This window comes from Brevundimonas sp., assembly GCF_047617075.1.
Lineage (GTDB): Bacteria > Pseudomonadota > Alphaproteobacteria > Caulobacterales > Caulobacteraceae > Brevundimonas.
Window position 1 is genome coordinate 187,406 of sequence record NZ_JBLGCI010000006.1, and the last position, 21,574, is coordinate 208,979.

28 protein-coding genes and 1 tRNA gene are annotated in these 21,574 nt (G+C 67.0%); 26 read left to right on the forward strand and 3 right to left on the reverse strand.

What is annotated here, in order from left to right; genetic code table 11:
• Positions 1-176 precede the first annotated feature (176 nt).
• The 13 genes from mmsB (at position 177) to ACI8U3_RS08815 (ending at position 11,575) form a co-directional block, all read left to right on the forward strand.
• Positions 177-1,085, forward strand: a complete 909-nt coding sequence (gene mmsB, locus ACI8U3_RS08755; protein WP_415014482.1) for a 3-hydroxyisobutyrate dehydrogenase — start codon at positions 177-179, stop codon at positions 1,083-1,085.
• 145 nt (positions 1,086-1,230) lie between these two features.
• Positions 1,231-2,457 (forward strand): 5-aminolevulinate synthase, encoded by a 1,227-nt coding sequence (gene hemA / locus ACI8U3_RS08760; protein ID WP_415014483.1) that lies wholly within the window; start codon positions 1,231-1,233, stop codon positions 2,455-2,457.
• A 19-nt stretch (positions 2,458-2,476) separates the two neighbouring features.
• Positions 2,477-2,668, forward strand: a complete 192-nt coding sequence (locus ACI8U3_RS08765; protein WP_415014539.1) for a DUF6898 family protein — start codon at positions 2,477-2,479, stop codon at positions 2,666-2,668.
• A 42-nt stretch (positions 2,669-2,710) separates the two neighbouring features.
• A complete protein-coding gene (gene glyA, locus ACI8U3_RS08770) occupies positions 2,711-3,997 on the forward strand; it encodes a serine hydroxymethyltransferase (protein ID WP_415014484.1) in 1,287 nt (428 codons plus the stop codon).
• 9 nt (positions 3,998-4,006) lie between these two features.
• The gene (gene nrdR, locus ACI8U3_RS08775; protein ID WP_415014485.1) at positions 4,007-4,477 is read left to right on the forward strand and encodes a transcriptional regulator NrdR; all 471 of its coding nucleotides are present in this window, start codon (positions 4,007-4,009) and stop codon (positions 4,475-4,477) included.
• Positions 4,477-5,100, forward strand: coding sequence for a RibD family protein (locus ACI8U3_RS08780; protein WP_415014486.1), 624 nt, complete (start codon positions 4,477-4,479; stop codon positions 5,098-5,100). Before nrdR ends, ACI8U3_RS08780 begins: the two co-directional genes overlap by 1 nt.
• 4 nt (positions 5,101-5,104) lie before the next feature.
• Positions 5,105-5,695: a riboflavin synthase gene (locus ACI8U3_RS08785; RefSeq protein WP_415014487.1), complete on the forward strand. Its 591-nt coding sequence runs from the start codon at positions 5,105-5,107 to the stop codon at positions 5,693-5,695.
• Complete coding sequence (gene ribB / locus ACI8U3_RS08790; protein WP_415014540.1) at positions 5,695-6,840, forward strand: 3,4-dihydroxy-2-butanone-4-phosphate synthase; 1,146 nt, start codon at positions 5,695-5,697, stop codon at positions 6,838-6,840. The genes ACI8U3_RS08785 and ribB overlap by 1 nt, the downstream gene beginning before the upstream one ends.
• Entirely contained in the window at positions 6,837-7,295 is a 459-nt protein-coding gene (gene ribH, locus ACI8U3_RS08795; protein ID WP_415014488.1) for a 6,7-dimethyl-8-ribityllumazine synthase, read from the forward strand. The genes ribB and ribH overlap by 4 nt, the downstream gene beginning before the upstream one ends.
• The gene (nusB, locus tag ACI8U3_RS08800; RefSeq protein ID WP_415014489.1) at positions 7,292-7,816 is read left to right on the forward strand and encodes a transcription antitermination factor NusB; all 525 of its coding nucleotides are present in this window, start codon (positions 7,292-7,294) and stop codon (positions 7,814-7,816) included. The genes ribH and nusB overlap by 4 nt, the downstream gene beginning before the upstream one ends.
• Positions 7,803-8,792 (forward strand): thiamine-phosphate kinase, encoded by a 990-nt coding sequence (gene thiL, locus ACI8U3_RS08805; protein ID WP_415014490.1) that lies wholly within the window; start codon positions 7,803-7,805, stop codon positions 8,790-8,792. Before nusB ends, thiL begins: the two co-directional genes overlap by 14 nt.
• Before the next feature lie 37 nt (positions 8,793-8,829).
• Positions 8,830-9,258, forward strand: coding sequence for a hypothetical protein (locus tag ACI8U3_RS08810; protein ID WP_415014491.1), 429 nt, complete (start codon positions 8,830-8,832; stop codon positions 9,256-9,258).
• A 166-nt stretch (positions 9,259-9,424) separates the two neighbouring features.
• A complete protein-coding gene (locus ACI8U3_RS08815; RefSeq protein ID WP_415014492.1) occupies positions 9,425-11,575 on the forward strand; it encodes a sodium-translocating pyrophosphatase in 2,151 nt (716 codons plus the stop codon).
• Positions 11,576-11,670: 95 nt separating this feature from the next.
• Here the strand turns inward: ACI8U3_RS08815 and bamE are convergent, their stop codons facing one another.
• Positions 11,671-12,153 (reverse strand): outer membrane protein assembly factor BamE, encoded by a 483-nt coding sequence (bamE, locus tag ACI8U3_RS08820; protein ID WP_415014493.1) that lies wholly within the window; start codon positions 12,151-12,153, stop codon positions 11,671-11,673.
• A 96-nt stretch (positions 12,154-12,249) separates the two neighbouring features.
• Here bamE and ACI8U3_RS08825 point away from each other — a divergent pair, with 96 nt between their 5' ends.
• From ACI8U3_RS08825 to ACI8U3_RS08885, 13 genes are all read left to right on the forward strand, one after another.
• On the forward strand, positions 12,250-12,777 hold the full coding sequence (locus ACI8U3_RS08825) for a ubiquinol-cytochrome C chaperone family protein (protein ID WP_415014494.1): 528 nt from the start codon (positions 12,250-12,252) through the stop codon (positions 12,775-12,777).
• Complete coding sequence (locus ACI8U3_RS08830) at positions 12,774-13,295, forward strand: YceD family protein (protein WP_415014495.1); 522 nt, start codon at positions 12,774-12,776, stop codon at positions 13,293-13,295. The genes ACI8U3_RS08825 and ACI8U3_RS08830 overlap by 4 nt, the downstream gene beginning before the upstream one ends.
• A gap of 104 nt (positions 13,296-13,399) precedes the next feature.
• The gene (gene plsX / locus ACI8U3_RS08835; RefSeq protein ID WP_415014496.1) at positions 13,400-14,464 is read left to right on the forward strand and encodes a phosphate acyltransferase PlsX; all 1,065 of its coding nucleotides are present in this window, start codon (positions 13,400-13,402) and stop codon (positions 14,462-14,464) included.
• Positions 14,461-15,438 (forward strand): beta-ketoacyl-ACP synthase III, encoded by a 978-nt coding sequence (locus ACI8U3_RS08840; RefSeq protein WP_415014497.1) that lies wholly within the window; start codon positions 14,461-14,463, stop codon positions 15,436-15,438. Before plsX ends, ACI8U3_RS08840 begins: the two co-directional genes overlap by 4 nt.
• Before the next feature lie 81 nt (positions 15,439-15,519).
• A complete protein-coding gene (locus tag ACI8U3_RS08845; RefSeq protein ID WP_415014498.1) occupies positions 15,520-15,819 on the forward strand; it encodes an integration host factor subunit alpha in 300 nt (99 codons plus the stop codon).
• 2 nt (positions 15,820-15,821) lie between these two features.
• Entirely contained in the window at positions 15,822-16,232 is a 411-nt protein-coding gene (locus tag ACI8U3_RS08850; RefSeq protein ID WP_415014499.1) for a MerR family transcriptional regulator, read from the forward strand.
• 60 nt (positions 16,233-16,292) lie between these two features.
• A tRNA-Pro gene (locus tag ACI8U3_RS08855) sits at positions 16,293-16,369 on the forward strand.
• A 264-nt stretch (positions 16,370-16,633) separates the two neighbouring features.
• Positions 16,634-17,005, forward strand: a complete 372-nt coding sequence (locus ACI8U3_RS08860) for a helix-turn-helix domain-containing protein (protein WP_415014500.1) — start codon at positions 16,634-16,636, stop codon at positions 17,003-17,005.
• 73 nt (positions 17,006-17,078) lie between these two features.
• The gene (locus tag ACI8U3_RS08865) at positions 17,079-17,597 is read left to right on the forward strand and encodes a response regulator transcription factor (protein WP_415014501.1); all 519 of its coding nucleotides are present in this window, start codon (positions 17,079-17,081) and stop codon (positions 17,595-17,597) included.
• Entirely contained in the window at positions 17,594-17,959 is a 366-nt protein-coding gene (locus ACI8U3_RS08870; protein WP_415014502.1) for a hypothetical protein, read from the forward strand. Before ACI8U3_RS08865 ends, ACI8U3_RS08870 begins: the two co-directional genes overlap by 4 nt.
• Positions 17,960-17,972: 13 nt before the next feature.
• Entirely contained in the window at positions 17,973-18,440 is a 468-nt protein-coding gene (locus ACI8U3_RS08875) for a hypothetical protein (protein WP_415014503.1), read from the forward strand.
• Entirely contained in the window at positions 18,388-18,681 is a 294-nt protein-coding gene (locus ACI8U3_RS08880) for a hypothetical protein (RefSeq protein ID WP_415014504.1), read from the forward strand. The genes ACI8U3_RS08875 and ACI8U3_RS08880 overlap by 53 nt, the downstream gene beginning before the upstream one ends.
• A 188-nt stretch (positions 18,682-18,869) precedes the next feature.
• Positions 18,870-19,019, forward strand: a complete 150-nt coding sequence (locus ACI8U3_RS08885) for a hypothetical protein (RefSeq protein ID WP_415014505.1) — start codon at positions 18,870-18,872, stop codon at positions 19,017-19,019.
• A 132-nt stretch (positions 19,020-19,151) separates the two neighbouring features.
• Here the strand turns inward: ACI8U3_RS08885 and ACI8U3_RS08890 are convergent, their stop codons facing one another.
• Both ACI8U3_RS08890 and ACI8U3_RS08895 read right to left on the reverse strand, forming a co-directional pair.
• Positions 19,152-20,480 carry a HipA domain-containing protein gene (locus ACI8U3_RS08890; protein ID WP_415014506.1) on the reverse strand — a complete coding sequence of 443 codons (1,329 nt, stop codon included), beginning with the start codon at positions 20,478-20,480 and terminating at the stop codon, positions 19,152-19,154.
• Positions 20,481-20,487: 7 nt separating this feature from the next.
• Positions 20,488-21,069, reverse strand: a complete 582-nt coding sequence (locus tag ACI8U3_RS08895) for a helix-turn-helix transcriptional regulator (RefSeq protein ID WP_415014507.1) — start codon at positions 21,067-21,069, stop codon at positions 20,488-20,490.
• Between the last annotated feature and the right edge of the window lie 505 nt (positions 21,070-21,574).

Genomic DNA, 21,574 nt, shown 5'->3' on the forward strand with positions numbered 1-21,574 from the left:
CGAGCGGGCGGCGCGAATTCGCCAGACCTGTCCCGAACTGTTGGCCCGATATAGAAATCCACAGGGAAAAGTCAAGTATTTCCGGCCAATTCCGGCCCTGACGGCGCCCCGCGACGCTGGCGATCCCCGCCCGATGAGTCTAAGCCCGACACAAAGACTGTCAGGGAGAGACGCACATGAAGATCGCATTCATCGGCCTGGGCAATATGGGCGGCGGCATGGCGGCCAATCAGGCCAAGGCCGGGCGGACGGTGACGGCCTTCGACCTGTCGACCGAGGCGCTGGACCGGGCGAAGGCGGCGGGCTGCACGCCCGCGACCTCGGTGGTGGAGGCGGTCAAGGATGCGGACGTGGTCATCACCATGCTGCCCGCCGGCCCCCATGTGCTGAAAGTCTATTCCGAACAGGTGATCGGAGCGGCGCCGACGTCGGCGCTGCTGGTGGACTGCTCGACCATCGACGTGGACACGGCCCGCAAGGTCGCCGGGCTGGCGAGCGAGGCGGGCTATGCGTTCGCGGACGCGCCGGTGTCGGGCGGCACGGCGGCGGCGGATGCGGGAACACTGGCTTTCATGGTCGGCTGTGACGAGGCGGTGCTGGCGCAGGTCGAGGACGCGCTGGAGCCCATGAGCCGCATCACCATCCGCGCCGGCGACCACGGGGCGGGGCAGGCGGCCAAGATCTGCAACAACATGCTGCTGGGCATTTCCATGATCGGCACGTGCGAGGCCATCGCCCTGGCCGAGCGGCTGGGACTGGAGCCCGAGCGGTTTTTCGAGATTGCGTCCAAGTCCTCGGGCCAGTGCTGGAGCGTGACCAGTTATTACCCCTGGCCCGGACCGGTGCCGGCCGCGCCGTCGAATCGCGGCTACGAGGGCGGGTTCGCCACGGCCATGATGCTGAAGGATCTGAAGCTGGCCCAGGACGCGGCGGCCAAGGCGGGGGCGTCAACGCCACTGGGGACCCAGGCGGAAGCCATGTACGCCCTGTTTGACCGGCTGGGTTACGGCGGCCGCGACTTCTCGGCCATGCTGCAGTTCCTGCGGGGTGATCTCGACAGTCTGGAGCGCGCGAAGCCGTCCTGAGTCTATGTCCATGCTGTCGAAGCGGTATTGAGAACTGTTATCAATTAAGGGGTTGCGGCCTTTTGTCCGTCGGTTTTCGTGGACACGCGGGTCTGCGGGGAGCAAAACGCGAGGCAGACGATCATAAGCAAAACGAGCCGTCCGCGTGTTTGACTATAAGGCCGCCTTTCAAAGCGCCGTTGACCAGGTCCAGAAGGAAGGGCGCTATCGCGTCTTTGCCGACCTGAAGCGCGTGCGCGGCCAGTTCCCGCGCGCGGTGCGCCGCCGCGAGGACGGGTCCGAGCAGGACGTGGTGGTCTGGTGCTCGAACGACTATCTGGGCATGGGCCAGCACCCGGTGGTGCTCGAGGCCATGCAGGCCGCCATCGACGAGGCCGGCGCCGGGGCCGGGGGCACGCGCAACATTTCGGGCACCACCCGCTGGGCCGTGGACCTGGAGGCCGAGCTGGCTGACTGGCACCACAAGGAAGCGGCGCTGCTGTTCACCTCGGGCTATGTGGCAAATGAGGCGACCCTGACCACTTTGCAGCGGATCATGCCGGGGATGATCATCTTCTCCGACTCGCTGAACCACGCCTCCATGATCGCGGGCATCCGCAACGGCGGCTGCGAGCGGCACATCTTCGCGCACAACGATCTGGAGCATCTGGAGGCGCTGCTGAAGGCCGCGCCGGCCGATGCGCCCAAGCTGATCGCGTTCGAGAGCGTCTATTCCATGGACGGCGACATCGCCGACCTGAAGGGGACCATCGCCCTGGCGCAGAAATACGGGGCCCTGACCTATCTGGACGAGGTCCATGCGGTGGGCCTGTACGGCGATCGGGGCGCGGGCGTGGCCGAGCGCGACGGCGTGCTGGACCAGATCGACATCATCGAATGCACCCTGGGCAAGGCCGTGGGCGTCATGGGCGGCTATATCGCCGCCGACGCCGTGATCATCGACGCAGTGCGGTCGTGGGCCGCGGGCTTCATCTTCACCACCAGCCTGCCGCCTGCGCTGACGGCGGGGGCGCTGGCCTCGGTGCGTCATCTGAAGGGCGCCGCCGACCTGCGCGCGGCCCATCAGGAGCGGGCCGAAACGCTCAAGCAGCGGTTCGCCGAGGCGGGCATCCCCGTCCTGCCCAGCGTCAGCCACATCGTGCCGGTGCACGTGGGCGACCCGGTCCACTGCAAGATGATCTCGGACATGCTGCTGGAAGACTTCGGCGTCTATGTGCAGCCCATCAACTATCCCACCGTGCCCAAGGGGACCGAGCGCCTGCGCTTCACCCCGTCGCCGAACCACGACGACGGCATGATGGACGCCCTGGTCACGGCCATGGACAAGCTGTGGACCCACTGCAACGTGGCGCGTCTCCCTGCGGTCGCCTGACGACAACCTCGGCGAAGTCATCGTCGAGTTCGTGCGCAACGGCGCATACCTGAAATGTTCGGCCATTCATGCGGCGACCGGGACCGAGGCGTCGGCGGTGGGACCGGTGAACGAGCGCGCGCATCTGGAGCGGATCGCCATCGGCAAGCTGCGGCGGGTCCTGGCCGGTGCGACGGCACAACATGTTGTGGCGCGGGGGTGGAAGGCGTAAAGCATCTGGCATCTTCCCGCCCCCTGATTTCCGGAGCCGCCCGTGACCGCCCGCTTCGTCCATGACGCCTATTTCTCGAAGTCTCTGGAAGAGGCTGATCCCGACATCTTCAAGGGGATTCAGGGCGAACTCGGCCGCCAGAAGGAGCAGATCGAGCTGATCGCCTCCGAGAACATCGTCTCCCGGGCGGTGCTGGAGGCTCAGGGCTCGGTCCTGACCAACAAATACGCCGAAGGCTATCCGGGCCGTCGCTACTATGGCGGCTGCGAATATGTGGATATCACCGAGACCCTGGCGCGCGAGCGGGCCAAGGAACTGTTCGGCGCAGCCTTCGCCAATGTGCAGCCGCACTCGGGCGCCCAGGCCAATCAGGCGGTGTTCCAGGCCCTGCTGACGCCCGGCGACACCTTCCTGGGCATGGACCTGGCCTGCGGCGGGCACCTGACTCACGGCAGCCCGGCGAACCAGTCGGGCAAGTGGTTCCGTCCGGTCACCTATATGGTGAGGAAAGACGACCATCTCATTGATTATGATAACGTCGCCGAGATGGCCGAGCGGGAGAAGCCCAAGCTGATCCTGGCCGGCGCATCGGCCTATTCGCGCCACATCGACTTCAAGAAATTCCGCGAGATCGCGGACTCGGTGGGCGCATACCTGATGGTGGATATGGCCCACTATGCGGGCCTGATCGCCGGCGGCGCCTATCCCGACCCGCTGCCCCACGCCCATGTGGTCACCACCACGACGCACAAGACCCTGCGCGGGCCGCGCGGCGGCATGGTGCTGACTAACGACGGCGACATCGCCAAGAAGATCAACTCGGCCGTGTTCCCCGGTTTGCAGGGCGGACCGCTGGAGCATGTGATCGCGGCCAAGGCCGTGGCTTTCGGCGAGGCGCTGAAGCCCGAGTTCAAGGGCTATGCCCAGCAGGTGGTCAAGAACGCCCAGGCCATGGCCGCCGTGCTGGTGGAGCGGGGTCTGGCCATCGTCTCGGGCGGCACCGACAGCCACCTGATGCTGGTGGACCTGCGGCCCAAGGGCGTGACCGGCAAGGCCACCGAGCATGAGCTCGAGAAGGCGCTGATGACCTGCAACAAGAACGGCGTGCCGTTCGACGACGCGCCCTTCACCATTACCTCGGGCGTGCGGCTGGGGACCCCGGCGGGCACCACGCGCGGGTTCGGCGAGGACGAGTTCAAGCAGATCGGCCACTGGATCGCCGATGTGGTCGTGTCCATGAAGGGCGGCGACGAGGCGGATACGGCGGTGGCGGCCGGCGTCGCGGCCCAGGTGCGGGAGCTGACGCACAGCTTCCCCATCTATCGGTAGGACCGGGCCATGAAGTGCCCCTTCTGCGGAAACCCGGACACCCAGGTGAAGGACAGCCGCCCGTCGGACGACGGCGCGGCCATCCGGCGCCGCCGGGCTTGTCCGGCCTGCAGCGGGCGCTTCACCACCTTTGAACGGGTGCAGCTGCGCGAACTGGTCATCGTCAAGCGCAACGGGCGGCGCACGCCGTTCGACCGGATGAAGCTGGAGCGGTCGCTGGGCATCGCCCTGCGCAAGCGGCCGGTGGACCCGGACCAGATCGAACAGCTGGTCAGCCGCATCGTGCGGCAGCTGGAGAGCCTGGGTGAAACCGAGATCCAGTCCTCCACCGTGGGCGACTTCATCATGAAGGCGCTGAAGGGCGTCGATGAGGTGGCCTATGTGCGCTACGCCTCGGTCTACAAGGATTTCCGCCACACCGGCGACTTCGCCAAATTCCTGGGCGCCGAAGGATTCAGCGATCCCGACAAGGATCGGTGATGCGCGTCACCCTGAAACTGGCCACCTCGCTGGACGGCCGCATCGCCACCGCGACGGGCGAGTCCCAATGGATCACCGGCGAGGCCGCACGCGAGCAGGGCCACCGCCTGCGGGCCGCCCATGACGCCGTTCTGGTGGGCGTCCAGACGGTGCTGGCCGATGACCCGCAACTGACCGTGCGCCTGCCGGGACGACCGGTGGACCAGCCGCTGCGGGTGGTGCTGGACAGCCGCCTGCGGACGCCGGTCAGCGCGAAACTGGCGGGTGAGGGGACTCTGATCCTGACGACCGCCGAGCCACACCCGGTGGGCGGGGCGTTGGTCGAGCAGGTCGAGGCCGGCGGCGACGGTCGCCCGGCCATCAACGCGGTGCTGAAGGCGCTGAAGCGGCACGGAATCGACTCGGTCCTGATCGAGGGCGGCGGGCAGGTGGCGGCTTCGTTCATCGCGGCCGATGCGGTGGATGCTCTGGAGTGGTTCCGGGCGCCGATCCTGCTGGGCGGGGAGGGGCGGCCGTGCGTGGCGGCGCTGGCCATGGCGCAGCTTTCCGACGCGCCGCGCTTCCGGCGCCTTGCGGTCGAGCCTCTGGGTGACGACCTGTGGGAACGTTACGAGCGGACCTGATAGAATGTTCACTGGAATCGTCACCGACATCGGCCGCGTCAGGAGCGTCCGCCAGACCGAGCGCGACCGGCGCTTCGAGATCGCTACGGCATGGAATCCGTCAACTATTGATTTGGGCGCGTCCGTCAGTCATTCGGGCGTGTGCCTAACGGTGGTGGAGCGGGGCGACGACTGGTTCGCGGTGGAGGTGTCGGGCGAGACCCTGTCGAAGACCACCCTGGGGGCCTGGACCGAAGGGACGGGCGTCAATCTGGAGCGCGCGGCCCGGCTGGGCGACGAGATGGGCGGCCACATCGTCTCGGGCCATGTGGACGGGGTGGGGCGCGTGGTCTCGATCACGCCCGAGGGCGGATCGCACCGGGTGGTGGTCGAGGCGCCCGAGCCGCTGCACCGCTTCATCGCCGCCAAGGGCTCGATCACGGTCGACGGGGTGTCCCTGACCGTCAACGCCGTGGACGGACGGTCTTTCGATCTGAACATCATTCCCCACACCTGGGAGGCGACCACCCTGGGGACGCTGTCGCCGGATTCCCCCGTTAATCTGGAAATCGATATGCTGGCGCGCTACTTGGCCCGCTGGCAGGAGACAGCGTGATGCACCCGGCGGCCAATGTGAACGACAGCCCCATCAGTCCCATCGAGGACATCCTTGAGGACGCCCGTAACGGGCGGCCCTACATCCTGGTGGACGCCGAGGACCGTGAGAACGAGGGCGACGTCATCATCCCGGCCCAGTTCGCCACGCCGGACCAGATCAATTTCATGGCCAAGCATGCGCGCGGGCTGATCTGTCTGGCCATCACAGCGGACCGGGCGCGGACCCTGCGCCTGCCGCCCATGTCGGCCGAGAACCGCGAGAGCATGGGCACCGCCTTCACCGTCTCCATCGAGGCGAAGGAGGGCGTGACCACCGGCATCAGCGCGGCGGACCGCGCCCGCACCGTGCAGGTGGCGGTGGACCCTAACCGGGGGCCGGACGATCTGGTGTCGCCGGGCCATGTGTTTCCGCTGGTGGCGCGAGACGGCGGGGTGCTGGTGCGCACCGGCCATACGGAGGCGGCCGTGGACATCAGCCGCATGGCCGGCCTGACGCCCGCCGGGGTGATCTGCGAGATCATGAACGACGACGGCACCATGGCCCGCATGCCGGATCTGGTGGCCTTCGCCCAGCTGCACGGGCTCAAGATCGGCACCATCGCCGACCTGATCGCCTATCGCCGCCGCACCGAGCGCTTCGTGGAGCGGGTGTTGGAGACGCCGTTCGAAAGCGTGCACGGGGGGCCGTTCCGCCTGATGCTGTATCGCAACGCCATCGAGGGCGTGGAGCATGTGGCGCTGGTCCACGGCCGGATCGACCCGAACAAGCCGACCCTGGTGCGGATGCATCAGGTGGACTTCGCCGCCGACCTGCTGGGCCATGTGGAGGCGCGTCAGAACTATGTGCCCAGCGCCCTGAAGGCCATTAGCGAGCCCCAGCGCTATGGCGCGGCGGCGGGCGTCACCGTGTTTCTGCGCGATCCCGAGCTGAAGGGACTTGCCGAACGCCTGACGGACGGCGACAAGCCCGGCGCGAACGATCGCGCCCTGAAGGCTTACGGCGTGGGCGCCCAGATCCTGCTGGACCTGGGGGTGCGCGACATGATCGTGATGAGTTCGACCCGGCCCAATCCCACGGCCATCGAGGGTTACGGCCTGCGCATCGCGGGCTGGCGTGACATGGATGGAGAACCCCAGTCTTGACCGATGCCCTGCGTATTCTGATCGTCGAGGGACGGTTCTATGACGATCTGTCCGACGCGCTGCTCGAGGGGGCCAAGGAAGCCCTGCGGGCGCGGGGGGCCACGTTTGATGTGGCCACTGTGCCCGGCGCGCTGGAGGTGCCGCTCGGCATCGCCCAGGCCGAGGAGATGGGCCGCAGCCCGCTTGGGGTGCGCTATGACGGTTATGTGGGTCTGGGCGTCGTCATTCGCGGCGAGACCTATCATTTCGAGATCGTGTCGGATCAGTCCGCCGCCGGCATCATGCAGCTGGGCCTGAAGGGCCTGGCCATCGGCAACGGCATCCTGACGGTGGAGGACGAGGAGCAGGCCTGGACCCGCGCCCGGTTCATCGAGGGGGACAAGGGCGGCGGCGCGGCGCGCGCCTGTCTTGAGCTGATCGACCTGCGCCGTCGTCTGAGGGAGGGCCGGCTGTGAGCGAGGCCAACAGCCTGAAATCCGTCATGGCCCAGCTGGCCGAGGCCGAGAAGCAGCGGGCCGAGCCCGAGCTGACCTCGCGTCAGCGCCGGGCCCGCACCGTGGCGCGTCTGGCCGCCGTACAGGCCCTGTACCAGATGGAGCTGGGCGGGCAGGGCGTGGACACCGTGGTGGACGAGTTCAATAACCACCGTTTCGACGCCGACCTGGATGGCGAGCCCCTGGCTGAGGCCGACGAGGCTTGGTTCGCCGAAATCGTGCGCGGCGTGGTGTCCGGGCAGAAGGCCATCGACACGGCCGTGGTGACGCGTCTGGCCTCCGGCTGGCGCATCGAACGGCTGGACGCCACCCTGCGGGCCCTGCTGCGCGCCGGGGCCTGGGAGCTGCGAGAAAAGCCTGACGTGCCGCGCGAGATCGTCATCGACGAATATGTGGAGCTGGCCAAGGCGTTCTTCGACGCGGCGGAGGCCAAATTCGTCAACGCCGCCCTGGACGGGGTCGCCCGCGATGCCCGGGGTTGATGCGGCCGACGAGTTCGAGACCATCGAACGGCTGTTCCGGCCTCTGGCTCATCCCGAATGGGCGCGCGGCCTGATCGACGATGTGGCGGCCCTGCCGTCGCGGCCCGGATACGATCTGATCCTCACCAAGGACGCCATGGTTGAAGGCGTCCATTTCCTGCCGGACGATCCGCTGGACACGGTGGCGAGGAAGCTGCTGCGGGTGAACCTGTCGGATCTGGCGGCCAAGGGCGCAGAGCCGTTCGGCTATTTGCTGGCCTGTTTCTGGCCGGTGGAGTCCGGGTGGCTGGAGCGGGAAGCGTTCGCGGCGGGTCTGGCCGAGGATCAGGCGAAGTTCGGCGTTCATCTGCTGGGCGGCGACACGGTGGTGACGCCGGGGCCGGCCAGCTTCAGCCTGACGGCGTTGGGCTGGGCTCCGAAAGGACGGACCGTGGCGCGTTCGGGGGCTCAGCCGGGCGACCTGATCGTGGTCACCGGCATGATCGGGGAAGGCTTTCTGGGGCTGAAGGCGGCACGGGGCGAGGTCGGGCTGGAGGACGAACGGGTCGCGGCCCTGATCGCCCATTACCGCACGCCCGAACCACGCACCGACTTCGCCCTGGCGGTGCGGGAGCACGCGGCGGCGGCGCTGGATGTATCCGACGGGCTGATCGCCGACATGGGCCATATGGCCAGGGCGAGCGGGGTGGGCATCGTCATCGATCTGGAAAAGCTGCCTCTGTCGCGGGCGGCTACGGCCTGGCTCGAAACCCGGGTCGACCCGCCGGCGGCGCTGACAGACCTGGCCACGGGCGGCGACGATTATGAAATCGTCATGGCCGTGCCGCCGGGCGTCTTCGACAGTCTGAAACGGGAAGCGGACGCCCGGCATCTGCGTCTGACCGTGCTGGGCGAGGCGACCGGGGGCGACGGGGTGACGGTTCGCTACGGCGGCGAGATCATCCCCGTGACGCGAACGGGGTGGCGGCACGGCTGAAACCCTTTCCTAACGCCGGTCGGCTAGGTGAGATTTCATGCGCCGCCGTGACCTCATCGCCGCCGGAACCGTGCTCGTCGCCTCCGCGACGGCCGCCGCCGCTGCGGCGCCGTCCAGCGATGCGCCTCCGGAAGCCGTCACCCTGAATCTGGTTCCGCTGGGCCTGCCCGTGATTACGGAGGGGCGGCTCAGGAATTACGTGTTCGTGAACCTGCGCCTGCTCCTGGCGAGCGGACAGACCGCCGAGGCGGTGCGGCCCCACGACCCCTTCATCCGCGACGCCCTGGTCAAGGCGGCCCACCGGGTGGATTTTTCAGCCGGCGGAGACTGGACCCGACTGAATGAGCGAATGCTGACCGCCGCCACCATGGCGGCTGCGCGCGTGGTCGCCGGAGACGGCGTCGTCACCTCTGTCGAGGTGCAGAACCAGGCCCCCCGCCGCCGCACGGGCATGCGTCCAAACTAAACGCTGTTGCGCGAGTCGGTCGCGTTTGGCACTTTCTCGCCGCAATTCCCGCGTGGCCGCAGCCAGCGGCCGGTGCGCACGGGGGGACCGGAAGGCGGACAAGTCCGAATAATGGACGCCGCGCCAAGGGTCCGCGCGCGATAATGCATAAAGGGTTGAAACGCTTATGACGTCCTATCTGTGGCTGGTCATAGCGGCGGGTGTTCTGGGGGTGCTTTACGGCGCCGTACAGACCGCTTCGCTGCTCAAGGCCGACGCCGGCAACGACAAGATGCGCGAGATCGCCGCGGCGATCCAGGAAGGGGCCTCGGCCTATCTGAAGCGCCAGTACACCACCATCGGCATTGTCGGGATCGTGATCCTGATCGCGGCCTATTTCCTGATCGGGCCGTATGCGGCCGTCGGCTTCCTGATCGGCGCCGTCCTGTCCGGCGCGGCGGGATATGCTGGCATGCTGATCTCGGTGCGGGCCAATGTCCGCACGGCCCAGGCGGCCTCAAAGAGCCTGGCCGGCGGGCTGGATCTGGCCTTCCGCTCGGGCGCGGTGACCGGTCTGTTCGTGGCCGGCGGCGCCCTGATCGGGGTGGCGGGCTACTACGCCTTCCTGACCGAGGGCATGGGTCTGGACCGCGTGGGCCGCGAGGTCATCGACGGTCTGGTGGCCCTGGGCTTCGGCGCCTCGCTGATCTCAATCTTCGCTCGTCTGGGCGGCGGCATCTTCACCAAGGGCGCCGACGTGGGCGGCGACATGGTGGGCAAGGTCGAGGCCGGGATTCCGGAGGACGACCCCCGCAACGCAGCCACCATCGCAGACAATGTGGGCGACAATGTCGGTGACTGCGCCGGCATGGCCGCCGACCTGTTCGAGACCTATGCGGTGACCACCGTGGCGACGATGGTGCTGGCCGCCATCTTCTTCCGCGAGTCCCCGTTGGTGGAAGCGATGATGCTTCTGCCGCTGGCCATCTGCGGCGTGTGCGTGGTCACGTCCATCATCGGCACCTTCTTCGTGCGCCTGGGCAAGTCGAACAACATCATGGGGGCCCTGTACAAGGGCCTGATCGCCACCGGCGTGCTGTCGGTTGCGGCGCTCTGGTTCGTCATCGACGCGGTGGTGACCGAGACGGTGACCACCTCGAACGGCCTGGTCATCGAGCCCATGAGCCTGTTCTGGTCCGGCGTGGTCGGTCTGGCGGTGACGGCGGCCATCGTGGTCATCACCGAGTACTACACCGGCACCAACTATCGCCCGGTGAAGTCGGTGGCCAAGGCCTCCACCTCGGGTCATGGCACCAATGTGATCCAGGGTCTGGCGGTTTCGCTGGAATCCACCGCGCTTCCGGCCCTGACCATCATCGTCGGCATCATCGCCACCTATCAGATGGCGGGCCTGTTCGGCATCGCCATCGCCACCACCACCATGCTGGGCGTGGCGGGCATGATCGTGGCCCTGGACGCTTTCGGGCCGGTCACGGACAACGCCGGCGGCATCGCCGAGATGGCGGGCCTGCCCGCCGACGTGCGGACCTCCACCGACGCTCTGGATGCGGTGGGCAACACTACCAAGGCCGTCACCAAGGGCTACGCCATCGGTTCGGCGGGTCTGGGCGCCCTGGTGCTGTTTGCGGCCTATACCGAGGATCTGCGCTACTTCTCGGCCAATCCGGCGGATTATCCGTTCTTCGCCGACATGGGGCCGGTCGCCTTTGACCTGTCCAACCCCTACGTGGTCGTGGGCCTGCTGTTCGGGGGCCTGCTGCCCTTCCTGTTCGGCGGCATGTCCATGATGGCTGTGGGGCGCGCGGCCGAGGCGGTCGTGACCGAGGTTCGCCGTCAGTTCCGCGAGAACCCGGGCATCATGACCTATGAGGTCAAGCCGGAGTACGGCAAGGCGGTCGATATCCTGACCAAGTCGGCGATCAAGGAGATGATCGTGCCGTCCCTGCTGCCGGTCCTGTCGCCCATCGTGCTGTTCGTGGCCATCATGCTGATCCAGCCGGACAAGGCCAACGCCTTCGCCGCGGTGGGCGCCATGCTGATGGGGGTTATTGTCACCGGCCTGTTCGTCGCGGTCTCCATGACCTCGGGCGGCGGGGCCTGGGACAACGCCAAGAAGGTGATCGAGGAAGGCTACACCGATCCCTCCGGCGTCCTGCACGGCAAGGGGTCCGAAGCGCACAAGGCTTCCGTCACCGGCGACACGGTGGGTGATCCCTACAAGGACACGGCCGGACCGGCGGTGAACCCGATGATCAAGATCACCAACATCGTGGCGCTGCTGCTGCTGGCGGTGCTGGCCAGCGGGAACATCGGCTGACACCGGGATGCCGGGCGGTTCGCCGCCCGGTATCGCCGGCAAATAAAATGGCCCCGGAGAGCGATCTCCGGGGCCATTTTTTGCTGGATACGTCCCTATTCCGAGGGGCGCCGCTGACCGGGAACGTCGTCCTCGGTCCGCGGAAGCTGTCCGCGACCGACATTGCCGAGCAGTTGTTCCAGGACACTCAGTTCACGGCCGCGCGTGGGTGTTTCGCGTTCATTCATGGCGATCTGCCGGCCGTCTTCCAGACCCAGCAGGCGAACGCTCTGCACCTGATCGCTTTCATCGGCGAAGGTGATCTCGGTGATGCTGCGTCCCGCCACCTGGGTCGGGTTGTAGGTGTACCGCTCGGTGGTCTGGCTGATGTAGTACCAGACGCTGTCGCTCTCGAAGGTGGAGCGGGTCGAGGGCGAGCCGAGCTTGGCCAGCACGGTTTCCCGGGTGTCGACGCCGGCTTCGATTTCGTTGGGCGCGACGTCGATCAACTGGAAGCCATGGCGGCCCACCTGGGGCGCGCATGCGCCCGCGCCGGCGGCCAGGGCTGCGGCCATCAGGACGGGGGTGAATCGGGACATGGAGCGCACCTTCAGTGGATCAACGCTTTGACCTAGCGGTCCCGGCGCTCTAGTTCAACGCCGACACCGAACGAGGGCACACAGTTGCTGCGGAATTTGTTCAAATCCAGACCGTCGAAAAAGGCCTCCGAGGCCCTGTACGCGCAGGCGGTGGCCCAGGCGCGTCATCCGGCCTTTTATCTCGAACTGGGTGCGCCGGACCGCATCGACTCGCGATTCGAGCTCTACACCCTGCATGTCATGCTCCTGATCCTGCGGTTACGTGACGAGGGACCTGTGGGCGCCGACGCCGCCCAGGACCTGTTCGACACCTACGCCTCGGCGCTGGACAACACGCTCAGGGAACTCGGCGTGGGCGACGTGTCGGTGGGCAAGAAGATGCGCAAGCTGGGCGAGGCGCTCTACGGCCGCATGCTCGCCTATGAAAAAGCTGTTCGGGCCGATGACGCCGATGCCCTGGCTCAGGCCCTGACGCGCAACATCGTTGAGGCAGAGGCGCCGACGCCCGGCATGCATGCCCTGGCGGATTACGCCTTCCGCACACGCCAGGCTCTGGCGGAGCAGCCTTTTGACGGCGTCATGAGCGCTCCGGCCTGGCCCGAACCGATCCTGGCGTCGGCATGACCCTGCCGCCCCCGCCCTTCAGCGAGCCGCTGCGCCTGAACCAGATCGGCGCAGGAGTCACCCGCGACCTGGAGCCGGATCATGCCGCCCGGGACCGGATCGCCCGGACCCTGGACCTGATTGAACTGCCGCGGTTCAAGGCGTCCCTCGCGGTGACGCCGACGGATGCCGGCTGGACGCTGAGCGGTCAGGTGGTCGCCCATGCGGTTCAGCGTTGCGGCCTCACGCTGGAGCCGTTGCCGGTCGACATCGACGAATCGTTCGCCATTGACCTCATCGAAGCTGATCCGCGCGCGCCTTTGGAGGTCGATGTGGATCCCGAGGACGACGGTCCCGATGTGGTCGAGGACGGGGTGATCGACCTGGGCGTCTATGCGGTGGAGCATCTGGCTTTGGCGCTCGACCCCTTTCCCCGCAAGGACGGCGCCGTCTTCGAACAGCCGGAAGAGCCGGCCGAGGAATCGCCCTTCGCCGTGCTGAAGCAGTTCAGGACGCCGGATTCGTCCGGCGGCGCCTGACGTAGCGTCAGGCGGTTTCCATCATCGAACGGGGTCGCTATCGTGGCGCGCCTCGAAACAGGAAGCGCCGCCGGGCAGGGCGTGCGCACGGAGCGACATCCAACTTGGCGTCATCACTGATCATTTCGCTTGACGGCATGGGCGGCGACCATGGACCGCCCGTCACCGTCGGCGGCGTCCATGAGTACCGGAAACGGCATGGCGGCGAGGGCGTTCGCTTCCTGCTGCATGGCGACGAAAAGGCGCTGGCCGCCGAGGTGAAGAAGGCGGGAGTGGGCGACGTCTGCGACATCCGTCCGGCCGAAAAGGTCATCGCCATGGATGAAAAGCCCGCCCAGGCCATGCGCCGCGGCAAGGGCTCGTCCATGTGGAACGCCGTCGAGTCGGTGAAGGACGGATCGGCGGCGGGGGCCGTGTCGGCGGGCAACACCGGCGCCCTTATGGCCATTTCAAAGCTGGTGCTGCGTATGTCCGCCAAAGGACTGGAGCGCCCGGCCATCGTGGCCAGCTGGCCCACCCTGAACGGCATCACCGCCGTGCTGGACGTGGGGGCGAACATCTCGTCCGACGCCGAACAGCTGGTGGATTTCGCCATCATGGGCGAGGCGTTTCACGCGGCGATCCACGGATCGACGAATCCGTCCATCGGCATACTGAACGTCGGGTCCGAGGACATGAAGGGCCATGAAGAGGTGCGCGAAGCCGCCGCCATCCTGAAGGACAATCCGTTCGGCCTGAACTACCACGGCTTCGTCGAGGGCGACGACATCGCCAAGGGCACGGTGGACGTGGTGGTCACCGACGGCTTCACCGGCAACATCGCGCTGAAGACGGCCGAGGGCACGGCGCGGTTCATTTCCCAGATCATGCGCGACGCCCTGACGTCCAGCCTGCAGGCCAAGGCCGGGGCGCTGCTGGCCCTGCCGGCGCTGAGACAGATGCGCGCCCGGATCGACCCCGGGGCCATCAACGGCGGGCCGCTGCTGGGGCTGAACGGCATCGTCATCAAGAGCCACGGCGGCGCCGACGCCAAGGGTTTCGGCAACGCCATTCGCGTGGCCGTCGACCTGGCCCGCAGCGACTACACCGCCAAGGTGGGCGCCAATCTGAATCGTCTGGACGCCGTGTTGCACAGCGACTCGTCCGGACCGCTGGAGACTGTTTCGTGAGCGTCACTCGAAGCGCCGTGACCGGCGTGGGTTCCTATCTGCCGGAAAACATCGTCACCAATGACGATCTGGCCAAGTTCGTGGACACGTCCGACGAGTGGATCGTCGAGCGCACCGGTATTCGCCAGCGGCACCGGGCCGCAGACGATCAGCCCACCAGCGACCTGGCGGTGCAGGCGGCCTTGCGGGCGTTGGAGGCGGCGGGACGCACGGCGGCCGACATCGACCTGATCGTGGTTGCGACGACGACGCCGGACATGACCTTCCCGTCGGTGGCCTCCATCGTCCAGCGCAAGCTGGGCGCGCCGGTGTGCAACGCCTTCGACGTTCAGGCCGTGTGCTCGGGCTTTGTCTATGCGCTGAGCGTGGCGGACGGCTTTGTGGCGCGGGGCCTGGCGAAATGCGCCCTGGTGATCGGCGCGGAGGAGATGACGCGTCTGATGGACTGGACCGACCGGTCCACCTGCGTGCTGTTCGGGGACGGGGCGGGCGCGGTGGTGCTGGAGCCCGTGGAAGGGCAGGGGACGCCCGTTGACCGGGGCGTGCTGGGCTTCGCCTTGCGGTGCGACGGCAACAAGACGGATCTGCTTTACGTGGACGGCGGCCCGGCCTCCACCGGCACGGTGGGGCACCTGCGCATGGCGGGCAATCAGGTGTTCCGTCACGCCGTGATCAATATCGCCGAGGCTGTCACAGCCGCGTGCAAGGCCGCGAACATTGAGGTCTCCGACGTGGACTGGTTCGTGCCGCACCAGGCCAATCAGCGCATCATCAAGGGCGTCGGCGACCGCCTGGGTCTGGACGAGAACAAGGTGATCTCCACGGTCGCGCTTCACGCCAACACGTCGGCCGCGTCGATTCCATTGGCGCTCGACGTGGCGGTGAAAGACGGCCGCATCAAGCCGGGCGACCTGGTCCTGATGGAGGCCATGGGCGGCGGCCTGACCTGGGGCGCGGTGGCGTTAAGGATGTAAAACAGCCGGTTGCGCTTTGACTCCGACGCATATTGTCGTCAGATGGCGAACCACCCGGAGCTTGATGGAAGGGAGCGACCGATGGCCGAAACTGTGACGCGCGCCGATCTGTGCGAGGCGGTTCACGAGGATGTCGGCCTGTCGCGACAGGAGTGCTCGTCGCTGGTCGAACGGACGCTGGACCTGATTGTCGAGGCGCTCGAGCGGGGCGAAACCGTCAAGCTGTCGGGCTTCGGCGTATTCCAGGTGCGCGAGAAGCGCGCCCGCATGGGCCGCAATCCCAAGACCGGCGAACCGGCCGCCATCACCCCGCGCCGGGTTATCAGTTTCCGCGCCTCGCAGATCATGAAAACCAAGGTGGACGGCGCGGCCGTCGATTGATCATGAGCAAGGGGCCCAACGCCTTCCGCACCATATCGGAAGCGGCCGAGGAGGTCGGGGTTCCCCAGCACGTGCTGCGTTTCTGGGAGACGAAATTCGCCTTCGTCTCTCCCATGAAACGAGGCGGCGGACGACGCTTCTATCGTCCCAATGACATCGCGGTTCTGAAGGGCGTGCGCCGCCTGCTTCATGATCAGGGCCTGACCATCAAGGGCGTCCAGCGCCTGCACAAGGATCAGGGGCTGAAGGCCGTGGCGGGTTTCAGCGATGAGGACGCGGCCTTCACCCCGGCCGCCGATTCCGATGGGGCCGAACCGCTGGTTTCCGGGGCGCCTGACGCCGCGCGTCTTCGCGCCGTTCTGGCCGATCTGGAGGCGGCGCGCGCGCGTCTGGACCAGGTCCTGGGGCGCTGACGGAATTCTTCTCGATTAGGGTTTGCGGGCGCGCGGTCGCCCGTCTATAGGGAGCGCCTTCGGAGCGTGGCGCAGCCTGGTAGCGCACTTGACTGGGGGTCAAGGGGTCGCAGGTTCGAATCCTGTCGCTCCGACCATCTAATCTCCTGATTTTATGGTGTTTTCTAAGGGCCGCCCTAGGCGGCCCTTAGTCAATTTGGCCGTTGGGGCACATATGGGGCACAGCAGCTGATTCGGTCGGTTTGAACGCTTCATCGCTTCTCATCACAGGTCGCGCTTTTTCCCTGGCGAGCCGCAGGTTTTCAAAGTGGCGCTGAAGCCGTCCAAGCGCGCGATCGGACGTTCTTCGCCGGCCAAGCGGCAGACTCGCGCCCAATGAACCTTGGCGATATAGAGAACCCATGACGCGCGCTCCGTTGGCCACTCCGCATCCCTTTGACGTCGAGGTGGGCAAGCGTGTCGTATTTCGCCGACGGGAACTCGGCATGAGTCAGACCGAACTGGGCAAGGGCCTGGGCCTGACTTTCCAGCAGGTGCAGAAATACGAGCGCGGCGCCAACCGCATTTCCGCGTCCAAGCTCTATGAAATGTCCAGTATCCTGGGCGTGTCCTGCGCCTGGCTGATGGGGGAGGACGGTGCGCCGACGGGCCCCGATCTTCCCGACGCCCTGGACGCCAGGGGCCAGAAAATGCTCGCGGCCTGGCGCAGGCTGGATGTGAAGGCCCAGGAGGCCTTGCTGGATTTGGCGAGGCGTCTCGGCGCCCCAGACTAAGCCGCCGGCTGATTAACTATCTGGACGAAGAGGGATTCGGACCCCTAACCTCTCCATTGGGCAAGGAGGGACGATGGGGGATCAGGGACTCACGCGACGGGAGATCCAGTGTGTCCTCCTCGCCGGGGAAGGCCTCACCAATAAAGAGATCGCCAAGCGACTCCGCCCTTCCGGGAGCGGTATGTCCTACCGCACCGTGGGCAATCATCTCTCCAACGCCTACCAGAAGCTGGGGACGGCGAACCGCGAAGAGGCCGCCGCCCTGGTCGCACGGAATTACACAGATCGACCTATACCCATGGGGATTTCGGTCGGGTCGAGCCGTGATCACCCCATCACCGGCTCGTACTCGGTCGCAGCCGGAGACACTCAACCAGTGTCCGGAGGTCTCTATGGTCTCTACAGGAAGCTGGGGGCCTGGCGGACGCCGCCGCGTTGGGGCGGCTCCCGTTCCGGTCTGATCGTCATCTGGGCCTGCATAGGTCTGTTGCTGATCAGCGTGGTCCTCGGCCTGGTGACGGTCTTCGGCTCTGTCCAGCGGGCGGGTGAGCAGATCCATAGCTCAACTCCAGCCATCGAGGCCGCAGCATGAACACCCAAGTCACCGGCGATGATTTCGCCACCGTCATCGCCAATGAACTTCGCAACGTCGAACACAGCCTGGACGGCACACTCGCCTGCTCGGGCCAATTGCTCTCGACCCTGGCCACCGGCCGCATCGCCGCCGGTCTGGGCGCGGGCGTCGGTCAGGAAGGCGCGGCGGCCCTGGCCGAAGCGATCAACGGCATGATGGCGGCGCGCGGGCGCGTCGCCTTCGCCCATGCCGCCCTGGAGAAGGCGGCTGCGCGGCAGGGCCTGCAATGGACCCTGACCGGCACAGGGGAATCCAAGCCCGATGACGGCTCCGTCGTCCGGCCCACCCGGGCGTCCGCCGGCGTCCCCCTCTCGGCCTGAGCGGCGAGCACTGATGATCCTGCTGGCGGCCGGCGCACTCGCCCTGGTTCTGCTGTTCCTGATTGGGGACTGGGGCGAGCGCGCCGCGTCCGTGGTCTATCTCGTCGCCATCATCGTGACGCCTCTGGTGGATGATCTGCATATCCAGAACTGGCGCTACGGGGTGGCGGGGGTCGAGGTCGCGGTTCTGGTCGCCATCTGGATCCTGGCCGAGGTGCGGGAGCGATGGTGGCTGACGGCGGCGGCGGGCTTTCAGCTGATCGCGGTGCTCACCTTCGTGATCCCGTGGATCATGCCGCCGGGTTTCTACTTTGTCTGGACCGAGGTCAGCATCCGCCATGCGGTATGGCTGCTTTTGGTTCTCACCTTTTTCGCCGGGGCCATGGAAGCGTGGGCGGCGCGAAGGTTCGCCAGGGAGGCGAAGGACCATGCCGAATTTGAACTTTGTCGAAGCCGTTCGTCTGCATCCACGTCTGAGTGACGGGACCATCTCGCCGTCAGAATACGACGAACGGCTCCTTGAGGCGTGCGAGGCCGTCATACTGGATCGGGAAATAGAAAGCGCCGAAGACGCGGTGATCGTTCTTCAGCTGGCGGCCGAAGACGTGGAGCTGGGAGGGCGCGCCGACGGCCGGGACGCAAAGGCCATCCGCAGGGTGATCGGATGGCTTGCCCAATCAGTGCTCGAGGAGAAGTCGCCCAAGGCGGCGCGGCGGCTCTGATGTCCGTGCGCATGCTTCCTATGGAGGTCCCGATCAGGCTGGGGGCGGCTGCGGCGCAAGCCGGTCTTTGCGGCGACGCCGCCGCAGCCGCTTCAGAGCTCTGGCTTGAGAACAGGCGCAGCTATCTTGAACGGTACCCGCAGTCGGTAGACGTCCCGGGCGCGATCAACGATCCAGATGCGTTTCGGATGGAGCCTCCCCAGCCGGTCTCGCGCGAAGATCTGGTGCGGCTGCTGAGGGAATATCTCTACCAGGTGGAGCACAGCTCCGCCTGGCCGAGCAGTCCCTCGCGACGGCTGTGCGAGGCCCTGGTCGCCCGGGTTCAGGAAGGCTCGTGACGACAGGACGCAGTGTCTTCCGCCGGCCGGCGCCTTGCTCCGGGAGTTCGATGCGCGAGCGGCCTGCCGCTCCTGACGTGTTGAAGGTCTTGCCCGGGGGCTTTCAGCCGGTACCGGACGGGTGCGTCACACTCAGCTTCCGCTGATCCATCCGCCGGCCTGGGGTGCGAACAGGTCGCGCGGTCTGAGGTTCACCGCCAGGCCGCAGGCGGCCGCGACCACCTCAAGGTTCGCGCCGATAAGGTCGTCCAGATCCTTGGGCGCGAGGGCATGATCCTCCGCAGCCCGGTCGAGCGCCAAGATCATGGGTGCGATTTCCTCGCGAACGAACCTCAAGGCTGCTGCCGGGGACAGTCCAAAGGTGTGCAGCATCATCGCCATGTCGTCAGGCGTGAGGTCCTCCGCCTTGCGGGCGGAACCGATGCGGAAGCCCATCTCGGGATGGAGTGAGCCGTTCAGCCGCGTGGGCAGCAGGTCATAGGCCGGCGCCAGCTGCGGCGACGGCCCGCGGTAGATCAGCGAGTGGTTCTTGGCGTGGTTGTCGGCGTTGCCTACGCAGACGTTGAACAGGGTCAGTTTCAGGAAGGCCCGCACGCTGAGGGCGGGCGCGGCTGTACGGTCCAGAAGGCCGCGGATGGCGGCGGCGTTGAACGCGCGCTCGGCGGCGCCGCGCCTTTCGTATTTGAGGGAGGCGGGCAAGCCCAGGGCCTGGGCGAAGTCCTCCTGATGGAGCCGCCGGACCATGCCATCTGCCACCAGGCGATCGTACCGCGCCATGAGCACCGACGGATCCCCGTCCAGATCAACCAGCTCGGGCACGACCACCGGCAGGCCGCAGACCTCGGCCAGGCGAGCGGCCGCGCGCTCAAGCACGGCGTCCCTAGCTTCGGTCCGCTGCGGCGTCTTGAGGATGTGCGTGGTGGGTGCGCCGGTTCCAGGGCGGGGCAGGGCGAATGTTCCGTCCTCCAGGCGGGTGAGGGCCATCTTCCGCTGGTAGCCCGCGACCGGCGACGGATCCCTGACCTCGTCCGGCAGCGACTGGCCGCGGGCCATGCGCCGGATGAACGCCGCAAGGGTCGCGGGGTCCAGAGGGTCGTAGTCGGTCGCCAGAACGCCCGGATTCTTCACCGGGTCAGCGCCTTGCGGAACGCAGGAAATCGCGCCGGGACAATCGGCGCCCAGGTGAGCCAGAAGGCCGGTGAAGTCGGAACGGTCGATGCCGTGCAGGTCCATGATCCGCCGCATCTGGTCGTTCTCAGGCAGCAGATTTTCGAAGAAGGCGCGCGTGGCGGCGTCTCCGAACGGGTCGGATCCGAGCGGCATGGACAGGGAGAGCGGGACGGCGCCGGGCGTGGCCGCATAGGCCTCGTCGTAGCGGAACAGGGTGTCGCCGTTGTCCAGGGCGACGAGCACGCCCGCCGGGGACCGGCCGTCGCCCAGATAGACATCCAGCAGTCTCATGACGGAATCACCGCGCGGCCACGGACAGGTCAAGGCCCAGCGAGCGGCAGACCTGGAGCGCCTTGCCGAGCTCCACCGTCGCCTTGCCCGCTTCCAGCTCGCTGACGAAGCGGCGCCCCGTTCCGGCGGCGTCGGCCAGGTCCTGCTGGGTCAGGCCCAGAGCCGTCCGGCGCGCGCGAACCATGGAGCCCAGATCTCCCACCGCAGCCACGGAGCGTTGCGCCGGTGAAGCGACGGGAGGATCGGAGGGCAGGGCGTCAAGCACCGCCTGGGCGTTGATCTGCGCGGCGCGCAGAGGCTCCAGATGTGGGAGCGCCGTCTTCAGAGCCTTCAGCACCGGCGGCTGGACAGCCTGGGCTGTGCGGGCGGCTTCCGTGAGGGCGGTCGGGTCTGTCGCCCGAACACTTTCAAGCGCGGGAAGGCTTGCGGCGGCTGCCTCCTTCATGGCCCGGGACGCGGTTTGGGCCTCGGCCATGGAGGGCGGCTGCATCGCGCGGACCTGCGCCAGGGCGTCGGACAGGGCGCCGGTCTCGCGCACCTGTTCCAGGGCGCGAGAAATATCACGGGCGGAATCACTGCGCTTCGTCATGGTGGTGCTCCTGTTCGGGAACATAGGAGGCGTGGAGTGTGCCTGCAAGTGAGTTTGCGCCCGAACGGTAACTTAAACCTAACCAAACGATCCCGAACGGTATCACTCGGCGGGTATGCAGCCTGCTCTCTCCCATGTGTTCCCGAACAGGAGCAAAGTCCGAAGTCAATGACGAGAAGGACTGCCCGCTGAGCCTCCCCCTACGGCGAGGGGCGCCAAACCAATGCCGCAGACTGATCGAAGCGGGGCGTCGTGGCGACCTCGACCCGCTACACTGTACGATAAACGACGTCTTCATGCTCAACCCGCTGGCGGATAGCACCCCGGCGCATGGGGCCTTGCCCGCTGATCGTGAAGTTTCCTGCTGGATCTGACGCGCTCGCTGATCCGGACAATCCGGCAAGGACCGCGGTCGATCGGGCACTGGCGGCGCGGCGCAGGCTCATATGATCAGGGCGCGACGTCGCGGCGCCGTTTGCGCCCGCTCCAGCAACCTGCTCCCTCC